The organism is Sphingopyxis sp., assembly GCF_035998905.1.
In the GTDB taxonomy this organism is placed as follows: domain Bacteria; phylum Pseudomonadota; class Alphaproteobacteria; order Sphingomonadales; family Sphingomonadaceae; genus Sphingopyxis.
Genome location: NZ_DASYHG010000016.1, coordinates 119,040 through 138,117 on the forward strand (window position 1 = coordinate 119,040; position 19,078 = coordinate 138,117).

At 62.9% G+C, this 19,078-nt stretch carries 15 protein-coding genes; 14 read left to right on the forward strand and 1 reads right to left on the reverse strand.

Annotation, left to right across the window (positions count from 1 at the left end):
* Positions 1-52 precede the first annotated feature (52 nt).
* Entirely contained in the window at positions 53-1,555 is a 1,503-nt protein-coding gene (locus VGN62_RS07940; protein WP_327452522.1) for an NAD(P)/FAD-dependent oxidoreductase, read from the forward strand.
* A gap of 10 nt (positions 1,556-1,565) precedes the next feature.
* On the opposite strand, the gene VGN62_RS07945 is transcribed toward VGN62_RS07940, so the two are convergent.
* Positions 1,566-2,150, reverse strand: a complete 585-nt coding sequence (locus VGN62_RS07945) for a TetR/AcrR family transcriptional regulator (protein ID WP_327452524.1) — start codon at positions 2,148-2,150, stop codon at positions 1,566-1,568.
* A gap of 681 nt (positions 2,151-2,831) precedes the next feature.
* On the opposite strand from VGN62_RS07945, the gene VGN62_RS07950 reads away from it, so the two are divergent.
* The 13 genes from VGN62_RS07950 to VGN62_RS08010 all read left to right on the forward strand — a co-directional run bounded on the left by VGN62_RS07950 (position 2,832) and on the right by VGN62_RS08010 (position 18,983).
* The gene (locus tag VGN62_RS07950; protein WP_327452790.1) at positions 2,832-3,878 is read left to right on the forward strand and encodes a phosphotransferase; all 1,047 of its coding nucleotides are present in this window, start codon (positions 2,832-2,834) and stop codon (positions 3,876-3,878) included.
* A 9-nt stretch (positions 3,879-3,887) separates the two neighbouring features.
* Positions 3,888-5,258, forward strand: coding sequence for an acyl-CoA dehydrogenase family protein (locus tag VGN62_RS07955; protein ID WP_327452526.1), 1,371 nt, complete (start codon positions 3,888-3,890; stop codon positions 5,256-5,258).
* Between the two features lie 33 nt (positions 5,259-5,291).
* Positions 5,292-6,443 carry an acyl-CoA dehydrogenase family protein gene (locus tag VGN62_RS07960; protein WP_327452528.1) on the forward strand — a complete coding sequence of 384 codons (1,152 nt, stop codon included), beginning with the start codon at positions 5,292-5,294 and terminating at the stop codon, positions 6,441-6,443.
* 534 nt (positions 6,444-6,977) lie between these two features.
* A complete protein-coding gene (locus tag VGN62_RS07965) occupies positions 6,978-8,477 on the forward strand; it encodes a class I adenylate-forming enzyme family protein (protein ID WP_327452530.1) in 1,500 nt (499 codons plus the stop codon).
* Positions 8,478-8,479: 2 nt separating this feature from the next.
* A complete protein-coding gene (locus tag VGN62_RS07970) occupies positions 8,480-10,090 on the forward strand; it encodes an acyl-CoA carboxylase subunit beta (protein WP_327452532.1) in 1,611 nt (536 codons plus the stop codon).
* Between the two features lie 8 nt (positions 10,091-10,098).
* Entirely contained in the window at positions 10,099-10,902 is an 804-nt protein-coding gene (locus VGN62_RS07975; RefSeq protein WP_327452534.1) for an enoyl-CoA hydratase-related protein, read from the forward strand.
* Positions 10,887-12,842 (forward strand): acetyl/propionyl/methylcrotonyl-CoA carboxylase subunit alpha, encoded by a 1,956-nt coding sequence (locus VGN62_RS07980; RefSeq protein ID WP_327452536.1) that lies wholly within the window; start codon positions 10,887-10,889, stop codon positions 12,840-12,842. The genes VGN62_RS07975 and VGN62_RS07980 overlap by 16 nt, the downstream gene beginning before the upstream one ends.
* Entirely contained in the window at positions 12,839-14,620 is a 1,782-nt protein-coding gene (locus tag VGN62_RS07985; protein WP_327452538.1) for an acyclic terpene utilization AtuA family protein, read from the forward strand. The genes VGN62_RS07980 and VGN62_RS07985 overlap by 4 nt, the downstream gene beginning before the upstream one ends.
* A gap of 38 nt (positions 14,621-14,658) precedes the next feature.
* On the forward strand, positions 14,659-15,060 hold the full coding sequence (locus VGN62_RS07990) for a nuclear transport factor 2 family protein (RefSeq protein ID WP_327452540.1): 402 nt from the start codon (positions 14,659-14,661) through the stop codon (positions 15,058-15,060).
* A 63-nt stretch (positions 15,061-15,123) separates the two neighbouring features.
* On the forward strand, positions 15,124-16,800 hold the full coding sequence (locus VGN62_RS07995) for a methylmalonyl-CoA mutase family protein (RefSeq protein ID WP_327452542.1): 1,677 nt from the start codon (positions 15,124-15,126) through the stop codon (positions 16,798-16,800).
* Between the two features lie 13 nt (positions 16,801-16,813).
* A complete protein-coding gene (locus VGN62_RS08000) occupies positions 16,814-17,230 on the forward strand; it encodes a cobalamin-dependent protein (RefSeq protein ID WP_327452545.1) in 417 nt (138 codons plus the stop codon).
* Positions 17,227-18,216: a methylmalonyl Co-A mutase-associated GTPase MeaB gene (gene meaB / locus VGN62_RS08005; protein ID WP_327452547.1), complete on the forward strand. Its 990-nt coding sequence runs from the start codon at positions 17,227-17,229 to the stop codon at positions 18,214-18,216. Before VGN62_RS08000 ends, meaB begins: the two co-directional genes overlap by 4 nt.
* The gene (locus VGN62_RS08010; RefSeq protein WP_327452549.1) at positions 18,213-18,983 is read left to right on the forward strand and encodes a glucose 1-dehydrogenase; all 771 of its coding nucleotides are present in this window, start codon (positions 18,213-18,215) and stop codon (positions 18,981-18,983) included. Before meaB ends, VGN62_RS08010 begins: the two co-directional genes overlap by 4 nt.
* Positions 18,984-19,078: the final 95 nt, after the last annotated feature.

The window sequence follows — 19,078 nt, forward strand, 5'->3', positions numbered from 1 at the left end:
TTGTCATGGCGACAATGCGATACTAGTGTGTGACAAGCAAGTGGAGAGAGTAATGCAAAATCAGATGGCCAAAGGCCCGGCGACGAATGCGTCGCGGACCCAGAATTCCGCCTATCGTCCGCGCACCGCGATCATCGGAGCTGGTGCCGCAGGGATGATGCAGGCAATCAAACTGCGCGAAGCTGGCTTCGACGATCTCGTCATTTATGAAAAAGCGAACGAGGTCGGCGGCACCTGGCGCGAAAACCGCTATCCCGGCATCGCCTGCGACGTCCCGGCGCATCACTATAATTATTCGTTCGAACACAACCCCGGCTGGAGCCACCGGCTGGCGCTCGGGCCGGAAATCCAGTCATACATGGTCAAGATCGCCGACAAATACGATCTTCGACGCGATATCGTGTTTGGCGCCAAGGTGACGAAGGCGCAGTTCGACGGTCAGCGTTGGCATCTCGAGACATCGAACGGTCAGCGCGACACCGTCGATTTTCTGATTGCGGCGACGGGGCCGCTGCATGTCCCGGCCTTCCCCGATATCGAAGGCATCGACGATTTCAAAGGGACCAAGTTTCACACGGCCGAGTGGCTTGACGGCATCGACCTGTCGGACAAGCGCGTCGGCATCATTGGCAGCGGGTCGACCGGAACGCAGGTCATCTCGGCGATTGCAAATCAAGGGGTCAACCTCAAGGCGTTTATCCGCACACCGCAATGGGTGTTTCCCTTGCCAAATCGCCAGTTCGGCAAGATGGAGCGCTCCATCGTCCGCGCCTTTCCTTTCATCGGGCGCTTGGCGGGTAGCTTTTACGGGTGGTTCTTCGAACGCGTTTTCGCCGAAGCAGTCATCAAGCAGGGTTGGCAGCGCAAATTCCTGTCCGCCATGTGCAAATGGCATCTGAGCCGCGTCAAGGACCCGGCACTACGCGCGAAGCTGACCCCCACCGATGAGCCGCTTTGCAAGCGGATGGTGATGTCGACATTATTCTATCCGGCTGTGGCTCGCCCCAATGTCGAGATTGTGCGCGACGGGATCGTGCGGGCAACCGAGAAAGGCTTGCTGGACGAGTCGGGACGTTTGCACGAACTCGATGTGATCATTTTCGCGACCGGTTTCCATGCGCGCGCCTACCATCGCCCGATCGAACTGACCAACGCCCGCGGCGAATCGTTGACAGAAGTGTGGAAGAAAGAGACCGGCGCGCATCTGTCGGTCCATGTCCCGGGGTTTCCGAACTTCATGCTCATAGGTGGGCCACATTCGCCGCGCGGTAATTTCAGCGCGATCGCCTATTCGGAAGCGATCGTCGACCATATCGTCAAGGTCATCCGCTATTGCGCGGACAACGGATTTCATTCGATCGAGGCCCGGCCGGAAGCAATGGCCCAGTTCCGCGAACGCGTGCTTTCAGCCGTGCCGAAGACGATTTGGAACACGGGCTGCAAGAACTGGTATCTGGACGAAAAGGGCATGCCGGAAAACTGGACCGGAACGCCGGACGAGTATCGCGACGTCCTCCGCGATCCCAACTACCAGGAATTTAACCTCGCCGCTTGATCGCGGGCGATCAGGCGGATCGTCGAACTGCCATGTCCGTTTCGCCGATAACCTGAATCATGGCGTCGCGAAAATCATGCAATGCGCTCTCGAACTCGATCGCGTCCGGGTTCGCGAGCCATTGATAAACCAGGCCGAAGAAGAAGGACGTATATTGGAGGGCGACGCGGGTTGGATCGACGGTCCTCTTGATCGTCTGCTCGGCGATGCCCTGACTGATATAGCGAGCGATCGCCCGGCGATAGGCGCCGTGCTGTTCCGCCAGCCGCTCGCGCATCACGGTGCTGCTTCCCACCGTCTCATAATATAGGATGAACATCGCGCGGATATAATCCGAGTTATCGTTCATGAAGTCGATGATGCTTTCATTCGCGGCGTCGAAAGCCTCCAGCCCGGTCTTGCTGCCGACGAGCGCGCTGCTTTCCTTCTTCCAGCGCTCGTTGAAAACGTCGATCAATTCGGCGAACAGCTCGTCTTTCGACCCGAAGCGATTGCTCGCCAGACCGCGGCTGTAGCCGGCAAGTTCGCCGACCTCGCGGAGCGTGGTGTTATGGGTTCCGCGCTCCAGGACCAGCGCCATCGCCGCCTCGAGCATCCGCCCGTCGGAAATCGCGGTGCGTTCCGCCTGTGTGAGTCGCGGCGCCTTGTTGCTTGCCCTGCTCGCCGGCTTCAACCTTCGCATTTGTACCAATTTACCATCCTTTTTGTGGAAGATTTGCCCGAGTTCTAGTCCACTCGCTTGTTTCGAGCAAGCTAGTGATTCGCCTCGAAGGCGATGAGATGTTGATGTGGCCCGACGAAGGATGGCGTGCTGTGCCGCACCGCTGTCGCCCTCGCTACTCCACCGGTGGCGGCAAGCTCGATCGCTTGCTGTGGGAAGCCGCCCATAGATCCGGGGCGAAGTCGGCTATTCGCGTGGGCGCTTGCAACGCAGATAATAGTTCCGGCAAAGCAAGACTCGTCCGCGCACAATGCGACGGTGACGAACGGACACGCTTGCCATCCCTGCTACGTGTCGCGAATTTGCGAAAGCCCGTCCCGGCCAACAACGGTTTCGCCCAGGCAGTTCTTCGCATGGATTTGCAACGCGCATAGCCCGCCGGTGGGCCCACCCCAAACCGCCGATACCGGCGAAACAGCACAATTTTGTGCAAAATGCTCACTTGCTTGCTTGCGCCTAGCAAGCTAAAACTCCCAGGATCGACCGAGAGCGTCGCGATTGAGAGGATGTCTGCAAGTGGCCGAACCCGCCGATATAGCCGGAACCGTTGGCGCCATGCCCGTTCGCGAGGGTCATCGTTTTGATGAAAATAACCTCGCGCGCTGGATGGGCGCCAATGTCGATGGTTATGAAGGCCCGATCAGCGTGCGGCAGTTTCACGGCGGACAGTCCAACCCAACCTATCTGGTCGGCACACCGTCACGCTCCTATGTCCTGCGGCGGCAGCCATCGGGAATGCTTTTAAAGGGCGCCCATGCCGTCGATCGCGAAGCGATGGTGCAGTCCGCGCTCGCCGACACGCGCGTTCCCGTGGCCGGGATTTACGCAAGCTGCGTCGACCCCGAAGTCATCGGAACGATGTTTTACCTGATGGAACTGGTCGAAGGCCGAATTTTTTGGGATGCAACCTTTCCCGACGTCAGCACCGGCGATCGACCCGACTATTTCCGGGCCATGAACGCGGCAATCGCGAACCTGCACGCGCTGGACCCCGACCAAATTGGCCTCGGCGGCTTCGGCCGGCCGACTGGCTATGTCGAACGCCAGATAAAACGGCTTTCCGAGCAGTATCTGGCCGATACGGTCGCCGGCCGGGATCCGAACATGGACCGGATGATTGCATGGCTTGACCATGCCAGACCGCGAAATCCCGAGCGAGTGGCGATCGTGCATGGCGACTTTCGCTGCGACAATCTCATTTTTCACCCGACCGAACCGCGGATCGTCGCGGTGCTCGACTGGGAACTCGCGACGCTCGGGCATCCGCTCGCCGATTTTGCCTATCACGCGATGATGTATCGCATGCCCGGTCACATCGTTGCCGGACTGGCGGGCGCCGAACTCGCGATGTTGAACGCGCCGAGCGAAGCGGAATATCTCGCGCTATACGCCGAGAGCACGGGTATTGCGGATACGTCCGACTATGATTTCTTCCTGGCCTTTTCCTTCTTCCGGCTCGCCGCCATCATCCATGGCATCAAGGGCCGTCTGGCGCGGGGCACGGCGGCGTCGCCGGAAGCCGCCGAGCGCGTCAAGGCGCTGCCCGAACTGGCCGAACTCGCTTGGGAACAGGCGCGCCGCGCCGGCGCCCCGGCCTCATGAGGAACTAACGTGGACATCACTCAAAGCGCGCGCAGCGTCGTCCTGCAGCACCGGCTGCAGGATTTCATGGCGGCGCATCTCTATCCGGTCGAGCGCGAGCTGTATCTGGCCGCCGAGCGCCTCGGCCCCTGGGCGATCTATCCGCATATCGAGGATCTCAAGGCCCGCGCACGCGCCGAAGGCTTGTGGAATCTGTTTCTCCCGGCCTCGCACGATGCGAGCGGGCTGAGTAATGTCGAATATGCCCCGCTATGCGCAGCCATGGGCCGTTCGCTTTTTGCCCCGGAAATCTTCAACTGTTCCGCGCCGGATACGGGCAATATGGAAACCCTGCTGCTGTTCGGCACCGATCAACAAAAAGCAGACTATCTCGAACCGCTTCTCGCCGGCGAGACGCGATCGGCGTTTGCCATGACCGAGCCCGAAGTCGCGTCGTCCGACGCGACCAATATCGCTTCCGAAATATCGCGCGACGATGACGATTATGTCATCAACGGCCGCAAATGGTACACGACAGGAGCAACCGACCCGCGCTGCGCCTTTTTCATTTTCATGGGCCGCACCGGCGATGCGACAACCGACCGGCACAAGGCGCAATCGATGATCCTTGTCCCGCGCGATACCCCCGGTGTCCGGGTCGTTCGGGCCTTGCCTGTCCTTGGCTTTTACGGCGTTCCCGATCGGTCGGCGGAAGTTGTGTTCGAGAATGTCCGCGTCCCCGCCGCCAATATGCTGCTGGGCGAAGGCCGCGGTTTCGAGATCGCGCAGGGTCGGCTTGGGCCCGGCCGCATCCATCATTGCATGCGGCTGATCGGGCTTAGCGAGCGGATCGTGGAGCGGATGTGCCGCCGCGCGACCGAGCGCGTGGCCTTCGGCAGTCCGCTGTCGGAACAGAGCGTCACCCTGGAGCGGATCGCGCAATCGAGAATTTTGATCGATCAGGCGCGATTGCTGACGATGCGTGCCGCCTGGATGATGGACACCGTCGGCAACAAGGCTGCGCGTCAGGAGATCGCGATGATCAAAGTCGCCGCGCCTGCCATGGCACAGCAGGTGGTCGATTGGGCCATTCAGCTCTTCGGTGGTGGCGGAACGAATAACGATCATTTCCTTGCCGCCGCCTTTGCGACAGCCCGGCTGCTGCGACTGGCCGACGGACCCGACGAGGTCCATCGCAACCAGATCGCCAAGCTCGAACTGCGTCGTCACGCCGCCGGTGACGGCGGGTCCGACGGCTCGACCGCGCGAGGGCTCACGCTCGCCGAAGCCGATACCGCAGCGGCGGCCAGCCTTTGGCCCGCGCCTCCCGGTCAAACACGTCCTCTGCCCGGCACTGCCGGACAGATTTCGGCGTCGCCAGGCGGCCCGGTGAGAATGTGAATCCTTATGTGACAGAAATGATGGGAGCGATTTATGCAGCTGTTTGACTTCGATCTCGGCGAATCAGCCGACATGATCCGGGAAACGACCCGCCGGTTCGCGGCCGATAAAATCGCACCGCTCGCGAAAAAGGTCGACGCCGACGACTGGTTTCCGCGCGACGAGCTCTGGGCGAGCATGGGCGAACTCGGCTTGCACGGCATCACCGTCGCCGAAGAATATGGCGGGCTCGGCCTCGGTTACCTTGAACATGTGATTGCCTGCGAAGAAATCGCGCGGGCCTCGGGTGCGATCGGACTCAGCTATGGCGCGCACACCAACCTGTGCATCAACCAGATCGCTCGCTGGGGCTCGGCCGAACAGAAGACGAAATATTTGCCGCCGCTCATTTCAGGCGAGCATCTCGGGAGCCTGGCGATGTCCGAGGCGGGAGCGGGGTCCGACGTCGTCTCGATGAAACTGAAAGCCGATGCCGTGCAGGGCGGATACGTCCTTAACGGCACCAAATTCTGGATCACCAATGCGACCTATGCCGACACGCTTGTCGTTTACGCGAAGACCGGGGAAGGCAGCGGCGGTATCACCGCCTTCATCATCGAAAAGGATATGCCGGGTTTCTCGATCGGACAGAAGATCGACAAGATGGGCATGCGCGGATCGCCAACCGCGGAACTGGTGTTCGACAATTGCGAAGTGCCGGAGGCCAATGCTCTGGGGCCGGTGAATGGCGGCGTCGGCGTGCTGATGAGCGGGCTGGATTTCGAACGCGCGGTTCTGGCCGGTATTCCCCTCGGCATCATGCAAGCCTGTCTCGACGTCGTTTTGCCCTATGTGCGGGAGCGCAAGCAATTCGGTAAGCCGATCGGCGAGTTCCAGCTCATGCAGGCCAAAATCGCCGACATGTACGTCGCGCTCAATTCGTCGCGCGCCTATGTCTATGCGGTCGCAAAAAGCTGCGATGCGGGCCGGACGACGCGATTTGATGCAGCGGCCGCATTGCTCCTGGCGGCCGAAAACACCGAGCGTGTGGCGAGTGAAGCTGTTCAGGCGCTCGGCGGTGCAGGCTATACCAAGGACTGGCCGGTTGAGCGTCTCTATCGCGACGCAAAGCTCCTCGGTATCGGTGGCGGGACGAACGAGATCCGGCGGATGCTGATCGGTCGCGAACTCATCGGCGAAGCCTGAAGCGTGGCACAATAATCCGCTCAGCAACCTCGAAGCATCGACGGGACTTGGGCAGGCTTGCGTCCACCTGCCCTCCCCGACTTTTGTTGTCCGCCCCTTCACGAAAAACACGCGCCGCCTCTCGCGAAATATCCCGCGCTGCGTCGAGGATTGCAGCGAATAGGCGGCGGCTCAGCTCGGCGCGAATGACAAGCAAGTTAGACTAGCTTGCGGCAAGCAAGTCTTGACCATGACCCACGCGGCAGCTATTGCCGACCGATAAGAGTCGCGCTCTCCCCGAGCACAAGCGAATGAGAAGAGGATGCCGATGGCTGGCGCATATCTGGATCAACTGCCTTGGCCAGAATTTGGTCGGAGAGATTCTGTGATCGTGGAGATCAAATCGACCCGGCCTTGCGCGAGCCTGAGGTTCCGGTCTTGAGCGCGCCGGTCGAAATGGCTCGATCGGGGTCGGCGTCTTACGAGGGCTCAAAGACCTCACCCGTCAGCTTGGGCCTTCAGCCCTCGCCGCTCGTGACCGAGGGTATCGGGCGCGTGGCTCTCGGCGACCTGATGCGGCGTTCGGCGCGCCGCTTCCGCGACAAGGCAGCGGTGGTCACCCCATCGAGCACCATCACCTTCGGCGAGCTCGACGACAAAGCGAACCGCTGCGCCAATATGCTGCTCGAAAAAGGCGCAAAGCCCGGCGACCGGATCGCGACCATCTGCGCGAACAGCATCGACTTCATCGTCACCATCTTCGGAATTCACAAGGCCGGGCTCGTCTGGGTTCCCATCAATCCCGCCCTCTCGGCGGACGACCGGGCTTATATTCTCAATCATACCGAGGCCGCCATCGTTATCGCCGATGCGAACAGTGGTGAGGCGGTCCCTGGCGGTACCGAAGGTGAGCCGTTGGTGCTGACGCTCGGTCCCGATTTCGATGCAAGACTCGAGGCTGCGTCCAACCGCGAACCCGATCTGCCGATTCACGAGCGTGACCTGACAATGATCATGTACACGAGCGGGACGACATCGCGGCCCAAGGGCGTCATGCACTGCAATCTGGCCGTCTATGCCACCGTGATGTGCAACATCGGCGAATGGATGGTCACGCGCAACGATCGCATCCTGATCGTCTTGCCGCTCTTCCATGTGTCGGCGCACTGCCTCCTGACGACATTCCTCGCCGCCGGCGCGACCGTCGTCCTCCACAACGGCTTCGAACCCGGACAGGTGCTGACGACGATCGATCAGCAAAAAGTGAGCTTCTTCGTCGGGCTGCCGATGATGTACGCCGCGATGATGGAGCATCCGGTCCGCGACACGCTGGACCTCGCATCGCTGCGCTACTGCATCTACGCGATGGCCCCCATGCCCGGACCTTTGCTGCGGCGGCTGCTCGTCGAGTTTTGCCCGACCTTTGTCCTGTCCTCGGGCCAAACCGAGATGTACCCGAGCACGATGATGCTGCGTCCGGAGCAGCAGTTGCTCAAGGAGGGCAATTATTGGGGCGAGCCGTCGATCGTCAACGACGTGGCGATCATGGCGGAGGACGGCACGCTGCTGCCACATGGCGAGATCGGCGAGATCGTGCATCGCGGTCCGAACGTCATGCTCGGCTATTATAAGGATGACGCTGCAACCGCTGAATCGCGGCGCTTCAGCTGGCATCATACCGGCGATCTGGGCGTCATCGATGACGACGGCCAATTGCTTTTCGTCGACCGCCTGAAGGACATGATCAAAAGCGGCGGCGAGAATGTTTCGTCGGTCAAGGTCGAGCAGGTCCTGCTGCAATGCCATCTGATCGCGAACGCCGCTGTGATCGGCGTGCCGCACCCGCGCTGGCAGGAGGCCGTCGTCGCGGTGATCATGTTGAAGCCCGGCGAAACCGCCGAATCCTGGCATATCCATATGTACTGCCGCGAGATGCTCGCGCCGCATGAAGTGCCCAAGGCCTTCGAGTTCGTCGACGATCTTCCGCTCACCGCGACTTCCAAGCTCCGCAAGGTCGAGCTGCGCAATCGCTTCATCAATTTGTTCGGAGGCTGAGCGTGGCGATTATCGAAAGCATGGCCATCGCCGAGAGCGAAGCATTCAAGCACAACCGCTCGGCGCACCTGGAATTGATCGGCGACTTTCGGGCGCTCGAAGCCAAGGTGCTGGCGGCGTCCGCCCGCGCCGGCCCCAAATTCGCCAAGCGCGGACAATTGCTGCCGCGCGATCGTGTCGCGTTGCTGCTCGACCGTGACGCGCCATTTCTGGAGCTGTCGACGCTCGCCGGCATCGGCATGCACGACGATGACGGCGTCGAGAATGTCTATGGCGGCGGTGTCATCGCCGGGATCGGTTTCGTCTCGGGCGTCCGCGCGATGGTGTTCGCGAGCGACGCCGGCATCAAGGGCGGTGCTGCGCATCCAATGGGCATCAAGAAGCAGCTCCGCGTCCAGGACATCGCAATCGAAAACAAGCTGCCCTATATCCAGCTGGTCGAAAGCGCGGGCGCGAACCTCAATCTGCAGGCCGAAATGTTCGTCGAGGGCGGCCGCACTTTTGCCAACCTCTCGCGCATGTCCGCTCTCGGTCTGCCGACGATTACGGTGGTCCACGGCTCATCGACGGCGGGGGGGGCGTATCAGGTCGGCCTCTCCGATTATGTCATCATGATCCGCGGCCGCTCCAAGGTATTTCTGGCCGGCCCGCCTTTGCTAAAGGCAGCCACGGGCGAAATTGCCCGTGATGAAGATCTTGGCGGCGCCGTGCTGCACACCCGGGTGACAGGGGTCGGCGACTATCTGGCAGAAAGCGATGCGGACGGGCTGCGCCAGGCGCGCGAGGTTCTTGCAAAGTTGCGCTGGGATCGAAGCCTGCCGCAGCCGGCCAAGCCCGGTCCCCGCTACGACAGCGAAGAATTGCTCGGGATCGTCTCGCCCGACTACCGCAAACCCTATGACGTGCACGAAGTCATCGCCCGCATCGTCGACGATAGCGATTTCACCGAGTTCAAGGCGGAATATGGGCCGCAGACCGTTTGCGGTCACGCCCGGATCGAAGGCCGTGAGCTTGGCGTCATCGGTAACAACGGGCCGATCGATGCGCAGGGTGCAACCAAGGCCGCGCAGTTCATCCAGCTCTGCTGCCAATCGCGAACGCCGCTGCTGTTCCTCCAGAACACGACGGGGTTCATGGTCGGGGTGGAGGCGGAAACGTCGGGTATCGTCAAACATGGGTCGAAGCTGATCCAGGCTGTCACCAACGCGTCGGTGCCAAAGGTCACCATCCAGATCGGCGCGAGTTTCGGGGCTGGCGCCTATGCGATGTGCGGCCGGGCGTTCGGTCCGCGCTTCATCTTTTCATGGCCGAACAATCGCTTGTCGGTGATGGGCGGAGAACAGGCGGCAAAGGTCCTGACGATCGTCGCTGAAGACGGTGCCGCGGCGCGCGGCGTCGAGCCCGACCATGCGGGACTGGCGGCGATGTCCGAAAGGCTGATCGCGCAATATGACCGCGAAGGCGAGGCGCTGTTTGCGACCGCGCGCCTCTGGGACGACGGCATCATCGACCCGCGCGACACGCGGCGGGTCGTGGCCTTCTGCCTGGACACATGCACCGAGGGCGATGCGCGCGAGCCGGCGCGAAACAATTTCGGGATTGCGCGGCTGTGACCGGGGGCATGATCGACACTCCGCAGATGTCGGTGTTGCGGCTGGAGCAGCGCAGCGGCGCGCTTTTCGCAACGATCGACGATCCCGCGACGCGCAACGCGATTTCCGACCCGCTGCTGGCCGATTTCGACCTGCTGTTCTCGCATTATCGCGCCGACCCGGCCGTTCGCGCCCTCGTTCTGCAAGGCAATGGCCGTATATTTTGCGCCGGTGCCGATTTGAGCGGCAAGACCCTCGGGGCATCGAGCGACGATCCGCATGCCGAGATGGTCGAACTGTCGATCCGCGGCGCGCGTGTTTTCGGCGGCCTCCACGCCTTCCCCAAGCCGGTGATCGCGGTGGTCGAGGGCGCTGCGATGGGCGGTGGCATGGGACTGGCCGCATGCGCCGACATCGTCCTCGCCTCACCGGGTGCCAGCTTTGCCCTCTCCGAAGCGCGCCTTGGCCTCGTAGCGGCTCAGATCGCACCCTTTGTGGTCGCGCGTCTCGGCCCGGCCACCACGCGCCGTCTCGCGCTGACCGGCAGCCGGTTCGATGCGGCACAAGCGGCGAGACTTGGCTTTGTCGATGAATTGCTGGCCGATCGCTCTGCGATCGATGCCCGGCTGGACGTCATCCTGACCGAGATACGCGCCTGCGCCCCTGGCGCCCTCGCGGCGACGAAAGCATTGCTCAACGGCTTGGCGGGATTTGACGCCGCCGCCTTTTCGCAAGTCGCAGCCGAAGTTTTCGCTGAAGCCGTCCTCGGCGAAGGCGCCGAGGGCATCGCAGCGTTCAAAGAGAAGAGACCGCCGGCATGGGCCACGACATGAAGCCGTTTTCGAAAATCCTGATCGCCAATCGCGGTGAAATCGCGTGCCGCGTGATCCGCAGCGCCAAGGCAAAGGGCTATGCGACGGTTGCCGTTTTCAGCGACGCGGACGCGGGCGCGCGGCATGTGCTCGAAGCCGATGAAGCCTTCCGCCTGGGCGGCGGGCCGCTGCAGGAGTCCTATCTGTCGGCCGAACGGGTGCTGGCGGCGGCGCGCGCGACCGGTGCCGATGCGCTCCATCCCGGATACGGCTTCTTTTCCGAAAATGCCGATTTCGCCGAGCAGTGTGCCGACGAGGGGATCACCTTCATCGGACCGATGCCCGATTCGGTGCGGGTGATGGGTGACAAGGCGCGATCGAAGCGGCGAATGATCGAAGCGGGCGTCCCCTGTGTGCCGGGTTATGAGGGCGATGATCAGGACGACGCCCTGTTCGTGCGCGAGGCCGACCGGATCGGCTACCCCGTCATGGTCAAGGCCTCGGCGGGTGGTGGCGGACGCGGCATGCGCCTTGTCCACGATCGCAGCGACCTCGCGGCAGCGCTGGTCTCGGCGCGGTCGGAGGCAAAGAATGCGTTCGGCGATGATCGGCTGCTGCTCGAGCGCGCCGTCGTCGATGCGCGCCACGTCGAGATTCAAGTGTTCGGCGATCGCTTCGGATCGGTTGTGCATCTTGGCGAGCGCGACTGCTCGGTCCAGCGTCGGCACCAGAAGGTCATCGAGGAGGCGCCATCGCCTGCGGTGGACGAGGACCTGCGGCGCCGAATGGGCGACGCGGCGGTTCGCGCTGCGGCGGCGATCGATTATGTCGGGGCGGGAACCGTCGAATTTCTGCTCGGCAAGGATGGCGAATTCTACTTCCTCGAAATGAACACCCGCCTTCAGGTCGAACATCCGGTGACCGAATGTGTCACGGGCATCGACCTCGTCGATCTCCAGATCGATGTGGCGGCGGGACTGCCCCTGCCCTTTGCTCAGGACGATATTTCGATCTCGGGTCACGCGATCGAGGTAAGGTTCTACGCCGAGGACCCGCGACAGGAATTTTTGCCGCAGACCGGCGTCGCGTCGATCTGGCAGCCCGCCACCGGCGACGGCGTGCGCATCGATCACGGCCTGGTGACGGGCCAGGTCATCAGTTCATTCTACGATCCGATGATCGCCAAGATCATCGCCACCGGCGCGAACCGCGACGAAGCACTGCGGCGCCTCGTCCAGGCGGTTCGCGGCACGCACTTGCTCGGCGTCGCGACGAACCGCGAGTTCCTGCTCGACGCCTTGTCGGTCGAGGAATTCCGGCGCGGCGATGCGACGACGGCCTTCATCGGCAAGCATTATGCTGACGGCTTCAAGCCGGGCGAAGGCGACCCAGTTGCGATCCTGCTTGCCGCCATCCTTGCCGCCGAAACGGCCGGACAGGGTTGGTCGTCGAATGGCAAGCAGGCGCATCAGGTCAATCTCGCCAGCGACGGCAGCGAAACCATCGTGCGCGTAGCCCGGGCCGGGCAGCGCTGGTCGGCGCAAAGCGACGCACATTCGGCGTCGATCGCCATCGTCGAACGCGGCGACACGCTGGTCCGGTTCGAGGTCGATGGCCTGCTCCGGCGGGCGGTCTATCTTTGTGACAGTGATGAGATCGCGATCGATCTCGACGGGCGGGTCTATCGGTTCGAGGATACCACCTACCGCGCTCCGTCGCGCGCCAGCGCCGGCGGTGACGGCGTGATGCGCGCCCCGATGACCGGCACCATTACCGCGGTGCGGGTCGGCCAGGACCAGCTCGTGGCCCGCGGCGACGTGCTTGCGGTGCTCGAGGCGATGAAGATGGAACAGCAGATCATCGCGCCGATCGGTGGCAAAGTCACCACCGTTGCGGTCGCCGCGAACCAGCAGGTAGCGGCGCGCGACATCCTCTTCATCGTCGAGGGGGAGCCGGCATGACGCAGCGAACAATCAGCATCGGCGGCGCATCGGGATTTTGGGGCGACAGCTCGATCGCCCTGCCCCAGCTGCTCGAGCATGACGGTCTCGACTATATCTCCTTCGACTATCTGGCTGAAGTCACGATGTCGATCCTCGCCCGCGCCCGCGCGAAGGATCCATCGCTGGGCTATGCGACCGATTTCGTCAGCCTGGTCGAGCGTCACCTGCCGCGGATCGCCGAACGCGGGGTGAAGCTGATTGCGAATGCCGGGGGCGTCAATCCATCGGCCTGCGCGGAAGCGCTTCGGGCAAAAATTGCGGCCGCCGGCTTGAACCTGCGGGTCGGCGTGGTCACTGGCGACGATCTGATCGCGATGCAGCCCGAGCTTCAGACCAGTAGGGAAATGTTCTCGGGCGCCGCGATGCCGTCGCGGCTGATGAGCCTCAATGCCTATCTGGGGGCCGCACCGATCGCGGCGGCATTGGATGCCGGCGCCGACATCGTCGTCACGGGTCGCTGCGTCGATAGCGCGACCGTGCTTGGCGCGTGCATTCACGCGTTCGGCTGGTCCATGTCGGACTTCGACAGCCTGTCGGGCGGATCGCTCGCCGGCCACATTATCGAGTGCGGAGCGCAGGCGACCGGCGGTCTCTTCACCGATTGGCAGGATGTCGGCGACTGGGCGAATATCGGCTATCCGATCGCAGTGATCGACGCCGATGGTGCGTTCGACGTCATCAAGCCGCAAGGGACCGGCGGCCTTGTCTCGCGCGGCACGGTCAGCGAGCAGCTCGTTTACGAAATCGGCGATCCCGCGGCCTATCTCCTTCCCGACGTCAGCTGCGACTGGCGGTCGGTCGAGATCGAAGAAACCGATAACGGGCGGGTGCGGGTCACCGGCGCACGCGGCCGTGCACCGACCGAAACCTACAAGGCCAGCGCAACCTGGCAGGATGGCTACCGCGTCGGCGCGACCTGGACGATTATCGGTGAGGCTGCTGCCAGCAAGGCAGCCAAGGTGGGCGAAGCAGTTGTGACGCGAGTCTCGTCGCTGTTGTCCGCGGCGGGTTCAGCGCCGTTCAGCGAGACTTCGATCGAGATCATCGGCGCCGAATCGAGCTATGGCGCGAACAGCCAGGCGCGAGGCGCGCGCGAGGTTGTGCTCAAGATCGCCGCGAAGCATGGCGATCCCAAGGCGCTGGAGCTGCTGGTCCGCGAATTCACCTCCGCCGGCACGTCGATGGCGCCCGGATTTACCGGCATGGGTGGCAACCGCCCCAAGGTCATGCCGCTCGTCCGCCTCTTTTCGACTGCGGTCGACAAGGCGATCGTCGACGTCCAGGTGAATGTCGAAGTCGAAGGACAAGTGGTCGCTCTGCCGGATGTGCCAAGGCCGTCTTCCGCCAACCCGCCAGTCGATCAGGAGCCCGAACGGTCCACACCGCTTGCTGCGACCGGCCTTACCAAAGTTCCGCTGATCGAGCTCGCGTGGGGCCGCAGCGGCGACAAGGGCAATCACGCCAATATCGGCATCATTGCGCGGCGGCCCGAATTTCTTCCCTACATCCGGCATGCACTGCAGCCCGATGTCGTGGGCGCCCTGTTCCAACATTATGCGCCCGCTGAAGTGCGGCGCTTCGACCTCCCCGGCATCCATGGCCTCAACTTCATGCTCTACGACGTTCTGGGCGGCGGCGGCATCGCCTCGCTGCGCAATGATCCGCAGGGCAAGGGCTATGCGCAAATCCTGCTCGGCATGGAAATTGCCGTGCCGGCCGATCTCGTCCGTTCCTGAACACCAGCTCTCACGCACCATCTTACCGGAGTAAAGCCATGTCGATCGAAGCAAACAAAGCCATTGTCCAACAGTTTCTGGCCAAATTCGGAAGCGGCGATGCCGACGGTCTGATTGACAGCCTAACCGACGACGCGACCTGGTGGATCGGCGGCAAGCCCGACCAGCTTCCGCAGGCCGGAATGAAGACCAAGGAAGGGATCAGCGCCGTCCTGCGCGGTATCGGCGCGAAGATCCCGGGCGGTATCGACATGCGGATCCGCGGCATGATCGGCGAAGGCGACAAGGTCGCTGCCGAGGTCGAAGCGCATGGCGAGATCACGAACGGGCGCATCTACAATAATGAATATCACTTTCTGTTCACGATCCGTGATGGCCGCATCGCGGCGGTCAAAGAATATAATGACACACTTCATCTGAAGACCATTTTCGCGGCGTGACCGCTTGCACGCTCGCGACGCGGTCGTCGCAGACCCAAAGCCTGAAAGGGAGCCGTCAGTCTCATGATTAGCGCCGACACGAAGCCGGAAGAGAGCCCCTATGCGCTTTGGCAGCAAACGGTGTCGGCGCGGTACAAGGATCGCTCCTTTGTCGCGCGCAACCGCTCGGGCGTCGAGGTCGATCCGGTTTACGGTGGGCTCGACCGTCATGGCAACGAAGCCGAAATGCCCGGGCAATATCCCTATACGCGCGGCATTTACCCGATCCATTATCAGTTCCAGCCGTGGATGGACCTCCAGATCATTGGCTTCGGCCTGCCCTCGCAGACCCGCGAGCGGATGGATCTTCTGCTCGAACAGGGCGGCTCGAAGGGCTATTTCGATCGCGAAGCCTACAATTTCATCTTCGATATGCCGACGTCGATGGGCTATGATCCCGACCACCCCGGGGTGCGCGGCAGCATCGGCGACTGCGGCATTTCGGTCTGCAAGGCGCGCGATTACGAGATCCTGCTCGACGGCAAGGATCTGGCGAAAACGACGGTCTCGATGGTCCTCAACGCGGGGTCGCCGGCCATGCTCGGGCTGTATCTCGCAGCGGCCAAGCGCCGCGGCTTTGCATTCGACAAGCTTGGCGGCAATCTCACCAACTATATCTGGGATTTCTTTGGCCATAGCGGCGGAACGAACTTCTCGCCGCGCGGCAGCTACCGGCTGATCGCCGACATCGCGGCCTATTGCGCCGAGCATGTGCCGCTGTGGAATCCCCTCACCATCAGCGAGCATAATATCTGCGAAGCCGGCGCCACGAACGTCCAAGCCGTCGCCTATTCGATCGCTGCGATCATTGCGGTCAACGAGGAGTGCGTGAAGCTCGGCATCGACCCCGACACCGTCGTACCACGCTTCGGATTTCACGTCCGCTACGGCGAGAATTTCTTCGAAGAGGTCGCGAAGACCCGCGCGCTGCGGCGCGTCTATGCGAAGGTGAACCGCGAGCGTTTCGGCTGCAAGAAAAGCGGTTCGCTCCAAGCGCGCATCCATGCCCAGACCGCAGGGTCGCTGCTGACCGCGCAGCAGCCGCTGAACAATCTCGTCCGCAACGCTTATGGCGCGCTGGCGGCCGTCCTGTCCGGCGCCAACGGCATGACGATCAACGCCTATGACGAGGCACTCGGCCTGCCGACCGAAGAAGCGGTGACGCTGTCGCTGCGCACAAGCCAGATCATTGCTGAGGAAACCGGCGCCGTTCATGTGTCCGACCCGTTCGGCGGATCCTATTATGTGGAAGCGCTCACCGACGAGATCGAACGCCGGGTGTTCGAGATCATCGCCGACATCGACGACCGCGGCGGGCTGATCGCCTGCATCGAGTCAGGCTGGATCAAACAGCAGGTCTCTGCCGCCGCCTACCAATGGCGTCAGGAAATCGAGAGCGGCGCGCGAACGATGGTCGGCGTCAACAAATATACCACCGACGAACCCGAGCAATTTGCGGTGTTCCAGCCCGATCCCGAAGCCGCGCGCCTTGCGATCGCCGACGTCGAGCGGCACCGCCGCGAACGCGATGCGACGCGCTGCGCGGCGGCGCTTGAAGACCTGCGCCGTGCGGCGGTCGAGGTCAACGAAGGCCGGGCGATCGGGTCGGTAATGGCAAACCTTGTCGCCGCCGCCGAAGCCGATGCAACGCTCGGCGAGATGCAGGCCATTCTTCACGAAGTCTTCGGGCGCAACAAATAGGAAACCGATCGCCATGCCAGATACTGCGCCGCAGCCGCGCGTCCTCCTGACCAAGAGCTTCATCGACAGCCATGATCGCGCCATTGCGACCATCGCGCTCGCGCTGCGCGACGCCGCGATGGAAGTGGTGCTGATCGACTATGAGCAGCCCGAAGATGTAGTCACCGTCGCGCTCCAGGAAGACGTCGATATTATCGGGCTGAGCTTCATGTCGGGAGGCCAGGTCGAAACCACGCAAAAGATCGTCGCCGAGCTACAGCGTCGCGAAGTCCCCGATTTGCCGGTGGTGGTCGGCGGGGTCATTCGTCCGTTCGACGTCGCGCCGCTCGAAGCCGTGGGCGTCCGGGAAATCTTCCGCGGCGGCGCACCGCTGACCGATGTTGTCGCGACGTTCGATCGCCTTGCCCGCGCCTATCGGAGTCACGTTTGACCGGGACGCGCGCAGGATCTGACGCGGCTTCGCTGCTGAAGGCGGTCCGCGATCGCGATCCGCTGGCGATTGCGCGCGCCATCACCGCGATCGAAAACCGCACGGCGGTAGGAACCGAACTGGCGGTCGCGGTGCGCGGCCGGGCCAGCCGGTGCCGAACCCTCGGCGTGACCGGGCCACCGGGCGCCGGCAAGTCCTCGCTCATCAATGCGCTTTTGCCCGAATTGCTGCCGAGATACCGCCGCGTCGCGATCCTGACGGTCGATCCATCGAGCCCGATCAGCGGCGGTGCGGTGCTGGGCGATCGCGTTCGCATGGCGGCGCACAGCGCAAATCCGGACGTTTTCATCCGGTCGCTCGCTGCGCGCGGCCACCTCGGCGGGGTGACGCGAACCACAAGATCGGTCATGGATCTACTGGCGGCCGCCGATATGGACCTCGTGATCGTCGAAACCGTCGGCACGGGTCAGTCAGAAGTCGAAGTTGCCAACCTGACCGATGTGAAGATCGTCGTGTGCGCACCCGGCCTTGGCGACGAGATGCAGGCGATGAAGGCCGGCGTATTGGAAATCGCCGACCTGTTGGTCGTGAACAAGGCGGATCTGCCCGACGCCGCGCGAACGGCCACACATTTGACAGCCATGCTGCACCACCGGGGCCATGAGGAACGCCGGTCCATGCTGTCGGTATCGACGCAAACTCGGGACGGCCTCAAGGCGCTCGGCGACGCGATCGACGACAGGTTCGCTGGGCTTCCGGCCGGCCCGCCCGACGCCGCCGCCGGAGGCGGGATATCACGATCGACGCTCGCTCAGGACGTTGCCGACGCCGCGGCCGCGCTGTTGCTCGGCACGTCCGACCCGCGCCTGACCACAATCGTGGAACACATGTCGCAGGGAAAATTGTCGCGGCACGAGGGCACTAAAGCTGCCTTGGAGCTCCTGACCGACCTCGACGGCCCTTCAGAAGCAAGGATCTATTCGTGAACGCTGACCTGTTTTCGCTTTCCGGGCGTGTTGCCCTTGTCACCGGCGCGTCGAGCGGTATCGGCCGGGAGCTTGCGCTGGGCCTGGCCGCGGCAGGCGCACGCGTCGTTGCGGTGGCGCGCCGCGCGGACCGCCTCGACGGCCTCGTGCGGGAAATCGAGCAGTCGGGAGGAAGCGCGCTGGCCGCGCAAGCGGATGTGACCGACGCCGAGAGCATCGAGCGGGCTTTCGATGCCGCGGAGCGCGCCTATGGCACTATGAATGTCATCGTGAGCAATGCCGGCGTCACCGATGCCCGTAATTTCCTGAAGATCGAACCGGCGGCCCGGGATGCGGTTTTCGACACCAATTTTCGGGGCGTCTGGAATGTGGGTCAGATGGCTGCTCGCCGGCTCGTAGCGGCCAAGCAGGGCGGCTCGATCATCAACGTGGCGTCGGTGCTGGGGCTGGGCGTGCAACCCGGGCTGGCGAGCTATTGTGCGTCGAAGGGCGCAGTCATCCAGCTCACGCGCGCCATGGCGATCGATCTCGGCAAGCATAATATTCGCGTCAATGCTCTGGCACCGGGCTGGTTCAAGACCGAGCTGAACGAGGAATTTTTCGACAGTCCGACCGGAATCGAACGCATCGCGCAAATGCCTGCGCGCCGCCTCGGCAGGATCGAAGAGTTGGTCGGCCCTGTCGTCATGCTGGCAAGCGATGCGGGAGCCTTCGTCAACGGCTCGGTCATTGCGGTGGACGGAGCGCTGAACGCTCTGGTCGCCTAATGGCTTGACGCCCAATGGCGGCGCCGCCCCGAGCAAAGGGCGTGAAGCACTGCTACGCCATTGCGCCTCTCTTCAGCGCGATCTCCTTCCCGCCC